This is a genomic window from Streptomyces sp. NPDC089915 (assembly GCF_040684675.1).
Taxonomy (GTDB): domain Bacteria; phylum Actinomycetota; class Actinomycetes; order Streptomycetales; family Streptomycetaceae; genus Streptomyces.
Map to the genome: position 1 here is coordinate 1 of NZ_JBFBGN010000206.1, position 8,545 is coordinate 8,545.

Below are 8,545 nucleotides of genomic sequence, written 5' to 3' on the forward strand. Positions count from 1 at the left end.
CTCCCCCCACCCCCTTTTCTCCTCTCCTTCGAGTCGCCCTCCGGGGGGGGGGGGTTTCTCTCGGTGGGTCAAATCACCCGCCCCGGGTCCCCCCCGCCTTTTGGCCGGCAAAAAACGCCGGGGCCCGCTCTAGGGGGAGCGAACGGCAGGGAGTGCGGTCATTCCCGGCGTCTTACCGGGTCCCCCAGGAGCTCCGTCAGCTCCCGCTCGACCGAGGCGAGGAGCGCGGCTCCCCAGACGGTGAGGGTCTGTTCCCAGGGATGGCCGAAGGTGCCCAGGCGCAGGTCGTGGGTGAGGTGGAGGTAGTAGTCGCCGTTGGGGTAGGTGCCCAGGCCGGGCCGAGGCGGCCGACCGGGCATGTTCGTGCGGCGGGGGTCGTAGCGGTAGCCGTCGTGCTGCCAGTCGAGCCAGTACACGAACTCCCCGGGTGCGGTGGCGGCGAGGAGCCCCCGCTGGACGATCGCGTCGAGTGCTGAGGGGAGGTCCGGGACCAGCCGGTGGTGGGAGTGCAGGTTCCATACGACGGAGGGGGAAGGGTCGGTGATCGCGGGCCGGTAGGCCGTGCTCGGCTTGAAGTCGAAGTCCGCGTAGAAGCGGTCCCACAGCGGGCCGTCGTCGTGGAGCCAGTCGAGGAACTGCGCGGGCCGGCTGGGCTCGGGGGTGCCGGGCGGCTTCCAGTGGTAGGAGCAGACGGTGGTGGCCTCGGTGAAGCCGGCCTCCAGGAGCCGTGCGCGCAACGGGCCGTCGGCCTCGGCCAGGACAGGGGAGCCGAGCCAGTTCCGACGGCGCCAGCGGTCGGTGCAGGCCCGGACGAAGCCCTCGTCGTCACTCGTCAGACCGCCGACGAGGGTGAAGGGCTGCTCGTCGCCGTGCGCCCAGGCGACTTCGGAGACCAGGCCGTCGGCTCCCAGCAGGACCTCGATGAACACGTCGCCCTCGTTCGACGAGCCGTCCGCGATCATCTCGGCGTACGGGATCGCGTGAGGACCCGGGGATCCGACGGCGACGGCCCATGTCCGGTCTGCCTGCTCCCGTACGCGGTAGAGATCGTGAACGTCCTGTTGGAACGGCTCCGTCGCGTGTTCGGGGGCCGGTCCCTCGGGAGGCAGCGGGCCGGCGATCAGTACGGAGCGTTCCCAGCCCGCGGTGAACCCCGCCGCCGTCAGCGCGGGACCCAGATCGGGGGAGTCGTGCCCGTACACCTTCCACTCCGCCGGCTCACCGCGCAGCGCGAAGGCCGCCTGCTGCCGGTGGACCAGGTCGACAAGATCATCGCCGGGTGGGAGAGGGGAGTGCTCGACGGTGCCGTGCGTCCCGTAGTGCCGACGCACCACCGGCCCGTCGGATTCGATGACGACCCCGACGGGATGCCAGGCGGGAATCCGTCCCCGCATCTCGTTCCACCGCGCCCACCGCCGGCCCACGTTCACGTCCACGTCCCCATCCACGTCCATGAGCGGGAGCCTAAAGGGGCGTGTCCCTCGTGGTTGTCACTGGAGGACGGAGGCCGCATCGTCGCTCTGTGCCTGATAGACGGTCACGATCGCGGCGAGGGCGTCGATATCGAGGGGCCCGCTGATCCTCAGCCAGGCCAGTTCGGGCAGGTCCTCGGTGCGGTCCAGTCGGCCGACGGCCTCGGCGGGCCAAGGCGATGGCAATGCCGGCAGGTGGATCAGGGAGATTCCGTCGATGAAGGTGGGGGCCAGCCCGGGCTCGCACGGGCGGACGGAGTAGAGGTTGGACAGAGAGATCAGCACATCGGGCTTGTGCGGCCCCTCGCGAAGCCACACGTCCAGCACGTTCTCCTTGCGGTTCTCGCTGGACTCGGCCAACGAGACACGGTCGATGGAGTACTCGGTGCAGGACTCCAGTGTCAGCGCCGCGTTGGCGCACCGGTTCTTGAAGGCACTGCCCGCCCTGTATTCGTCGGTCACGGGCATGAGGCTATGCGGCTGCAGCGGCGGAGGTGTGGATTTGTTGGGCGAGGAAGAGGGCCGCACGGTCCAGCGCCTGGTCGGCCTCGTCGAGAACGCCGGCGAATGCCTGGAACACGTGGGGCACGTCGGCGGTGATGTCGAGGATCACGTCCACACCGGCGGCGCGGGCGCGGGCGGCCAGGCGAGTGGAGTCGTCCAGGAGTACTTCGTTGGTGCCTGCTTGGAGCAGCATCGGCGGGAAGCCGGTCAGGTCGGCGAGAACGGCCGGGCTGAGCATGGGCTGATGCGGGTCGGCTCCGGCCAGGTACATGGCTCCGGTGTGTTCCAGACGCTCGCGGGTGAAGAACGGGTCGATGCCCGCCTTGGTGTCGAGCGTCTCGCCGGACCGGGTGGCGTCCAGACCGGGGGAGAAGGCCACGATCGCGGCAGGCATCGCGAGACCGGCGTCACGGGCGGCGAGACAGGTGGTGACGGCGAGGCCGCCGCCGGCGGAGTCCCCGACGAACGCGATGGTGGAGGGGTCCTCGCCGCTGTCGAGCAGGGCTCGGTAGCCGCTCAGGGCGTCTTCGGTCGCGGCTGGGAACGGGTGCTCGGGGGCGAGCCGGTAGTCCAGCGAGTACGAGCTGAGGCCGGTCTTGGCCACGAGGTGGCCCGTCAGGGACAGCGCGGTCTCGGGAGATCCGAACACCCAGCCGCCCCCGTGGAAGTAGAGGATCGTCCCGCCGCGCGGGTCATTGTCCGGCTCGACGTGCAGTGCGGGTCGGTCGCCCAGCGTCGTCCGCGTGGTGCGGATGGCGTCGGGAACGATCATCCGGGCCATCAGCGCATCGAATCCGGCTCGCATCGCCTCGACCGACTGAGGCGGCCCGTCAGGCCGGGGCTGCCGCAGCAGCGCGTCGATCCTGGCCCGCTGTTCCTTGCTCATTGGGTACTCCCCCTCCGTAATACCTTCCACTACACTATATGCCATGGCATCTAATTCAAGTGGTGGTGATGGTGGTCCCACCGACGTCGCGGCCTTCTTCGCCGACCTCGTCCGTTGCGAGACGCGTCTCTACAACGCCCTCAACGACCGCCTCCGTGAGCGGCACGGGATCGTCACCTCGCAGTACGAGTTCCTGCGCTACCTCCGCGACCATCCCGGGGCCCGGGTGGCCGACCTGGCGGCGGAGTTCGCCATCGGCATCGGCGCCACCAGCAAGGGGATCGACCGCCTGGAACGGCAGGGATGGGTCGTCCGCCGACGGAACCCGTCGGACCGCCGGTCGTCGTTGCTCGCCCTGACCGACGAAGGCCTGCTGCTGGTCGAGGCGGCGGAAGCGACCTTCACCGAGCGGTTGACCGAACTGATCACAGGCGCACTCAAGACCTCACCCGTCACGGCCGCCGCACAGGTCCTCTCGGAGCTCCGCGCTTCCCTCGAACGCGACCAGACCGGCATGCCCACCGGCTGATACCTCCGTCGGACGGCAGGGTCCGGGCGGTCAGACTTTTGTCCGCGGACAAAAGTCGGCGTCTGCGGATGTCACACTCGGGGCCCCTCGATGCTTGAAGACACGGACGCGGGGCGCAGAGTTCCGCGATGGCCAAGGGGTAGGTCGTGGATCCGATGTCGATGACGATGATCGTGGCGGGGGTGACCTCGCTGCTCGGGCTCTTCGCGCGTCTGGCGTACAGGGCGGCCCGCGACAGGGCAGACGTGCGGCGGGCCGAACTCGCCCAGCAGGGGCTGTCGGAGAGGGTGAGGCTGCTGCCGCCGGGGAGCCGGCTCTCGGAGAGGTGCCCCGAGCGTTCCGTCGAGGTCCTGGTCGGTCGTCCCGCAGATCAGAGCGGGGCGAGGTGAACGTGACCGAGCTTCCAGCGCCTCCGACGGCCGCACAGGCGGCGCCCGCCGCACCCGCACCAAGGCCCTGCTCGCAGGTCCAGCCGCAGAGCCGGAACGAGTTCGACTTCCTCTACCGCAGCGAGATGCCCCGGGTGACGATGTTCCTCGTGAACCTGGGGGCCAGCGTCTACGAAGCGGCCGACGCGGCACACGAAGCCTTCCTGACCCTGCTGCCGGACAAATGGCGGGAGATCGAGAAGCCCAAGGCCTGGCTCCGCACCGTCGCCTACCGGCAGTACCTGAGGCAGGCCACCCACCGGACGCAGCCGATGGATCCGGTCCCGGACCGGCCCGGTGGCACCTGTCCGGTGGACCTCGTCCTGCTGACCGAGCAGCAGACGGCCGTCCTCGACGCGCTCGCCCTGCTGTCCCCGGCGGAGCGGGAGGCCATGGCCTGGAGCCTCGACGGGTTCACCCACGAGGAGACCGCTCGGGCCCTGGGGAAGAACCCGGCAGCCGTCCGACAGGCCTACACCCGGGCGCGGCAGCGGCTGATCACCACTCTTGGACTGAGGAAGGAGGTGAAGTCCGGTGAGTGACCGGTACGAAGACTTCGACAGCAACGCGGAGAGCGCCCTGGACGGGCTCCTCGCCCAGCACCAGAGCAGCCTCCTGGCCGTCGTCGCTCCGGCTCTGGACCTGTCGTCCGGCCTCAGGCAGGCCAGGTCGAAGCAGGTGCGGTTCAGCGACGACCGGACGGCGAGGGACCTGGACTGGGTGGTGGCCACGGACCAGGGGGGCGGCGCGCACCGTGGACGGATGCCGGGGGAGAGCGGAGCCCTGAAGGCGGTGCTTGAGGAGGTCCGGCTCGAAACCATGAGGCTGCGTCTGCTGAGCCGGTCCGTCGCCCGGCACGCGGCTGGTTGCCCGCTGCCTCCCGGGGTGAGTCTGTCACCCAAACTCGCCGCACAGATGGCCAATCGGGAACTGACCCGGATCATGAGGCGGCTGATGTACGGGGACGTCACGAAGAGGTCCGCCGCGCGCGAGTTCGCAGTCGCGGAGAAGGTCCTCGGGGAGCAGGCCGGGGGATGGGCCGCGGTCGTCGACACCGCCCCTCCGGCGCTCCTTGCGGAGATGGATGGTGAGCGATGGCTGATGGAGGAGTTCACCCTCAGGTACGACAACCTGCTGCTGCTCAGGGAAAGGGTCGTCAGGCTCTTCGAGGACGCGGAGGAAGACGCCGTCCAGTTCAGCTGACCGGTTGCTCGGGCGGCCGCGCCTCTCGCCACGACCGGCTACCGATGAAGCCCGAGAGGTGTTTGCCGGGATGCCGACGGCTGGCTGTCCCCGGACACCTGCTTGGTCGAGCCGGTCCTGGCCTTCAGACTCGTCGGTCGAAGCGAGGACGGCGCGGTGCTTCGTGTGCACCTGTCCATGGAGGCGGCACACCCGTGCCACGTTGATCAGTGCCGAAGCCCCAGCGGCCCCCGCCGGGGCTTCGACGTGCTGCCAGTCCTGGGCGATCGCTATGGGAGGCGCCGGAGCTGAACCAGGTTGAGCCAGGTCTTCGGATTCGGCTCCACATACGCGGCACGAACCGAGTACCGTCCTGGTCGCAGTTCCAGCCGCAGGTGGTTCTCCGGCTCCAACTCGTCACCAGGCCAAGCCGAGTCGAACAGCATCGCCGGCCCCGGCACGTCCCAATGCTGCTCAGGCTCCCAGACGGCATCGGCCAGAGCGGCATCAACGCTGCCGAGAAGCTCCTCCTCCGATTCGGCCGCGCACCATCGCACGAACAGGCCAAGCTCCGGGAGGAAGGACGTCGAGGCGGGGTCATCACCGAGGACCAGGGCCTGCAGCTGGCCGACCGCCACCAGGCCCGCATACCCATCGACGCCGCAGGCTCTGTCGTAATCGGTTTCAGACTCGTCGCTGTCCGCGCCGGACCACGAAGACAAGACGGCTTCAGGCACGACGATCAACGGCCCGCCGCCGGACTCCACCCACTCGACCACACCTGGATCTGCATACCTCGCCATACGAGGAAGCTACAGGCCGCCGCACGACGCGGGAGGGCTCAAGGTCACCTCTGCTGGTCGGTCGTTCAGGCGCGGGGGAGTGGCGGTCCGATCGTTGCGGTGCCCCCCACCTGGACGCGGGGGCCCGACGGGGTCGGGTGGGTCGAGGCGGTGATGGTGGCGGGGCTGCCGACGGCGTCGCCCATGTCGACGGCGATGCGGTTGATGCCCCGGCCGGCCAGGTGGGCGGCCAGGCAGGCGGTGCTGTTGGCGTTGGCGATGTCCTCCGGGACTCCGATGGACGGTGCGAACATCCGCGCAGCCAACGCGCCGGCGGGGGAGGGCGGAGAGTAGACGTACGCACCCAAGAAGCCGAGGTGGTCGCAGACTTCGCGTAGCTTGCCCGAATTCGGGTCCAGAGTGGCGAGAGCGGCCCGGTCGTCCACGGGTATCAGCAGGCGTTCCCGCCCCACCCCGGCCACCCGCACGTCCTGAGCGGCGTCCGCCGCCGCGAGGCCCAGCGCGGGAAGGACGAGGCTCCGCTCCTCGGCGCTCGCCTGACGGAGGTCTACGGGTCCAGGGTCGAAGGCCGCCGTCAGGTACGCCCCCTCTCGTAGCGCCCGTCCCTCGAAGGTGCGGGTGGATGTCCGGAGGAGGGCCCGGTAGCCTCCGGCGTCCTCGGTCCGGGAGGCGAGGAAGGCCAGGGCGGCGACCGTGCCGTGACCGCAGGCCGGTAGCTCGCCGCTGGAGGTGAAGAACCGTATGTGGACGGCTGGTTGATCGACCGTCGGCTCACGCTCCGGGCGCCGCCGGAGGAAGACCGCGTGCGAGGTTCCGTGTTCGAGGGGAACGCGTCGGCGCTCCTCGTCGGTGAGCCGGTCGTCATCCAGTACCACTGCGGTGGGGCTGCCCCCGTTGCCGTCCCGCAGGCAGGCGTGGACGATCACGGTCGTGCAGGGTCCGGACACGGACGGGCTCCTCTCCTGTCGGCCGATGGGTTCAGGCGAGCTTGAAGAAGAGCGTGTCCTGGGTGTACCAGTCCAGCTTCTCCGTGGCGAACGCCCATTCGCCGTGCTCGAAGTCGAGCTTGTCGATGAGCTCCTGGACGTCGTAGCGGAAGTCGGGGTCCATCCGGTCGAGGACGGCACGGTAGGCGTCCGCCGCGGGCTTCGCCTTCGCCAGCGGCAGGTGGCCTATGGCGGGGTATCCGTCCACCGAACCCGGGACGAAGGGGAACCCGTCGGGCAGCTCGCTGTACAGGTAGCCGTGGGGGAGGAGGTCCGCGGGCACCCCGAGACGGCGCATCTCGTCGTCGACCAGGCCGAAGAAGGTGGAGGGCTTGGAGTAGGTGCCCAGGTGGGACGGGTCGGAGGCGTTGTGGTCGATGATGTGCTGGAGGGCGGCGGTGTAGGCGTTGCCGGCGCATTCGGCGTCGGCGTCGGTGCGCCCGGCCAGGAGGTGCTCCAATGCCTCGGGTATGGACAGTCCCCAGTCGACGCCCTGCTCGTCCAGGTCGTCCTGATGGGCCTGGGCGTCCCGGCGGATACCGCCGAGGCGGCGCTGTTGAATGTCCGTCAAATTGTCGATGCCGCCCAGGAAAGCCAGGACGTGGGCCTTGTCGGCGGTGGAGTAGGCGATGTTGTGACTCATGCTCACCATCATGCCGACCGGCACTGACATCGACAGCCCGTGGGTCGTCGTCGATGGTCTGGCATCGGCATCCAGGGGCTATGTGGCAAAACCGGGCATATCTACCTATCTTGGGCGTGATCTTGTGTTAGGGATAGTACGCAAAGATCATCGATCGAGGAGGTATCGGATGATGCACACGACTCTTCTCCGTGCGACGGCCGCCCTCGGTACCGCGGCGGTGCTGGCCCTCGGCGGAGCCGGCGTCGCCAGTGCCGACGGTGTGGGCAGTGCGGGCATCGGCAACTCGGGTGTCGGGAACGCCGGTGTCGGCAACGAGGGCGTCGGGAACGCCGGCGTCGCGAACGGCGGAGTCGGGAACGCCGGATTCGCCAACTGGGGCCTGGGCACCGCCGGTGTCGGGAACACGGGCCTCGGCAGCCACGGCATCGGCAACTCAGGCGTCGGCACCGCCGGTATCGGCAACTGAGGCGGGCCCACCGGCCCGCACCACCGCGTCACCAGGAGCGCCCGGCGTCACACCCGCCGGGCGCTCCCGCCTTGGCGTGGACCTGATCGGTCTCCGCCTCTGAGAGGATGATCGCTTGAACTTGAAGTAGTGAAGCGCAGGTCGCGGCAGGTGTGCCGGTCGGCCTCGGGGGAGTGTGAGTTGAGCATGCGTACGTGGAATCGGGCTGCCCTGGCGGCGGTGGGTGCTGTGGCGGCCGTAGCCGTCCTGACCGGGTGCAACGGGCTCGGGAGCGGCAAGGCCGGCGGATCGGCCTCGGCGCGGCCCACCCCCCAGGCCGTGAAGAAGGCCTACCGACTGGGTGAGGCGGGCCCGACGGCGGAGAGCCAGAAGCTGAAGTCGCAGGACGCGAAGTACACGGTCACGCCGCTGGAGGTGCGTACCGGGACCGCGGCGGACATGGACAGCTCCGGCCTGAAGAAGGACGACAAGGACGGGCCGCAGATCCCCGTCTTCGTCTGGTCGACCCTCACCCACAAGAGCGGAACGCCCATGGAGCTCGGGGACATGGACAGCGACATCATGGTCAGGACGGACGCCGGGCTGGCGTCGCGCCCGGCGAAGTGCCGGTGGAGGGTCGCCCGGCCGATTCCCGCGGCACGGG

Annotated in this window: 11 protein-coding genes and 1 pseudogene; 6 read left to right on the forward strand and 6 right to left on the reverse strand. The window is 69.5% G+C overall.

Translation table 11 applies throughout. From position 1 onward, the window contains the following. Positions 1-158 precede the first annotated feature (158 nt). From AB0O29_RS32960 to AB0O29_RS32970, 3 genes are read right to left on the reverse strand one after another with little or no spacing between them, the layout of a single operon-like run. Complete coding sequence (locus AB0O29_RS32960) at positions 159-1,454, reverse strand: DUF2716 domain-containing protein (protein ID WP_365159209.1); 1,296 nt, start codon at positions 1,452-1,454, stop codon at positions 159-161. Between the two features lie 36 nt (positions 1,455-1,490). After that, positions 1,491-1,934 (reverse strand): hypothetical protein, encoded by a 444-nt coding sequence (locus tag AB0O29_RS32965; protein WP_365159212.1) that lies wholly within the window; start codon positions 1,932-1,934, stop codon positions 1,491-1,493. A gap of 10 nt (positions 1,935-1,944) precedes the next feature. After that, entirely contained in the window at positions 1,945-2,862 is a 918-nt protein-coding gene (locus AB0O29_RS32970; protein WP_365159215.1) for an alpha/beta hydrolase, read from the reverse strand. 43 nt (positions 2,863-2,905) lie between these two features. Between AB0O29_RS32970 and AB0O29_RS32975 the strand changes: the two genes are divergently transcribed. The 4 genes from AB0O29_RS32975 (at position 2,906) to AB0O29_RS32990 (ending at position 5,022) form a co-directional block, all read left to right on the forward strand. Beyond that, on the forward strand, positions 2,906-3,391 hold the full coding sequence (locus AB0O29_RS32975) for a MarR family transcriptional regulator (RefSeq protein WP_365159217.1): 486 nt from the start codon (positions 2,906-2,908) through the stop codon (positions 3,389-3,391). 161 nt (positions 3,392-3,552) lie between these two features. Then, complete coding sequence (locus AB0O29_RS32980) at positions 3,553-3,780, forward strand: hypothetical protein (protein ID WP_365159220.1); 228 nt, start codon at positions 3,553-3,555, stop codon at positions 3,778-3,780. A gap of 2 nt (positions 3,781-3,782) precedes the next feature. Next, complete coding sequence (locus tag AB0O29_RS32985) at positions 3,783-4,361, forward strand: sigma-70 family RNA polymerase sigma factor (RefSeq protein WP_365159223.1); 579 nt, start codon at positions 3,783-3,785, stop codon at positions 4,359-4,361. Continuing rightward, positions 4,354-5,022: a hypothetical protein gene (locus tag AB0O29_RS32990; RefSeq protein ID WP_365159225.1), complete on the forward strand. Its 669-nt coding sequence runs from the start codon at positions 4,354-4,356 to the stop codon at positions 5,020-5,022. Before AB0O29_RS32985 ends, AB0O29_RS32990 begins: the two co-directional genes overlap by 8 nt. A gap of 269 nt (positions 5,023-5,291) precedes the next feature. Here AB0O29_RS32990 and AB0O29_RS32995 read toward each other — a convergent pair whose 3' ends face one another. From AB0O29_RS32995 to AB0O29_RS33005, 3 genes are all read right to left on the reverse strand, one after another. Next, positions 5,292-5,804, reverse strand: a complete 513-nt coding sequence (locus AB0O29_RS32995) for an immunity 21 family protein (protein WP_365159228.1) — start codon at positions 5,802-5,804, stop codon at positions 5,292-5,294. 65 nt (positions 5,805-5,869) lie between these two features. After that, complete coding sequence (locus tag AB0O29_RS33000) at positions 5,870-6,751, reverse strand: PhzF family phenazine biosynthesis isomerase (protein WP_365159231.1); 882 nt, start codon at positions 6,749-6,751, stop codon at positions 5,870-5,872. Between the two features lie 31 nt (positions 6,752-6,782). Continuing rightward, the gene (locus AB0O29_RS33005; protein WP_365159234.1) at positions 6,783-7,433 is read right to left on the reverse strand and encodes a hypothetical protein; all 651 of its coding nucleotides are present in this window, start codon (positions 7,431-7,433) and stop codon (positions 6,783-6,785) included. Positions 7,434-7,605: 172 nt separating this feature from the next. Between AB0O29_RS33005 and AB0O29_RS33010 the strand changes: the two genes are divergently transcribed. Together AB0O29_RS33010 and AB0O29_RS33015 are read left to right on the forward strand one after the other, a co-directional pair. Continuing rightward, positions 7,606-7,902, forward strand: a complete 297-nt coding sequence (locus AB0O29_RS33010; protein ID WP_365159236.1) for a hypothetical protein — start codon at positions 7,606-7,608, stop codon at positions 7,900-7,902. Between the two features lie 219 nt (positions 7,903-8,121). Continuing rightward, a pseudogene (locus AB0O29_RS33015) lies at positions 8,122-8,545 on the forward strand (hypothetical protein); the annotation flags it as partial.

Coding starts and splice junctions, on each gene's coding strand:
- AB0O29_RS32960 (WP_365159209.1), bottom strand. CDS start 1,454: ATGGACGTGGATGGGGACGTGGACGTGAACGTGGGCCGGCGGTGGGCG.
- AB0O29_RS32970 (WP_365159215.1), bottom strand. CDS start 2,862: ATGAGCAAGGAACAGCGGGCCAGGATCGACGCGCTGCTGCGGCAGCCC.
- AB0O29_RS32975 (WP_365159217.1), top strand. CDS start 2,906: ATGGCATCTAATTCAAGTGGTGGTGATGGTGGTCCCACCGACGTCGCG.
- AB0O29_RS32980 (WP_365159220.1), top strand. CDS start 3,553: ATGACGATGATCGTGGCGGGGGTGACCTCGCTGCTCGGGCTCTTCGCG.
- AB0O29_RS32995 (WP_365159228.1), bottom strand. CDS start 5,804: ATGGCGAGGTATGCAGATCCAGGTGTGGTCGAGTGGGTGGAGTCCGGC.
- AB0O29_RS33005 (WP_365159234.1), bottom strand. CDS start 7,433: ATGAGTCACAACATCGCCTACTCCACCGCCGACAAGGCCCACGTCCTG.
- AB0O29_RS33010 (WP_365159236.1), top strand. CDS start 7,606: ATGCACACGACTCTTCTCCGTGCGACGGCCGCCCTCGGTACCGCGGCG.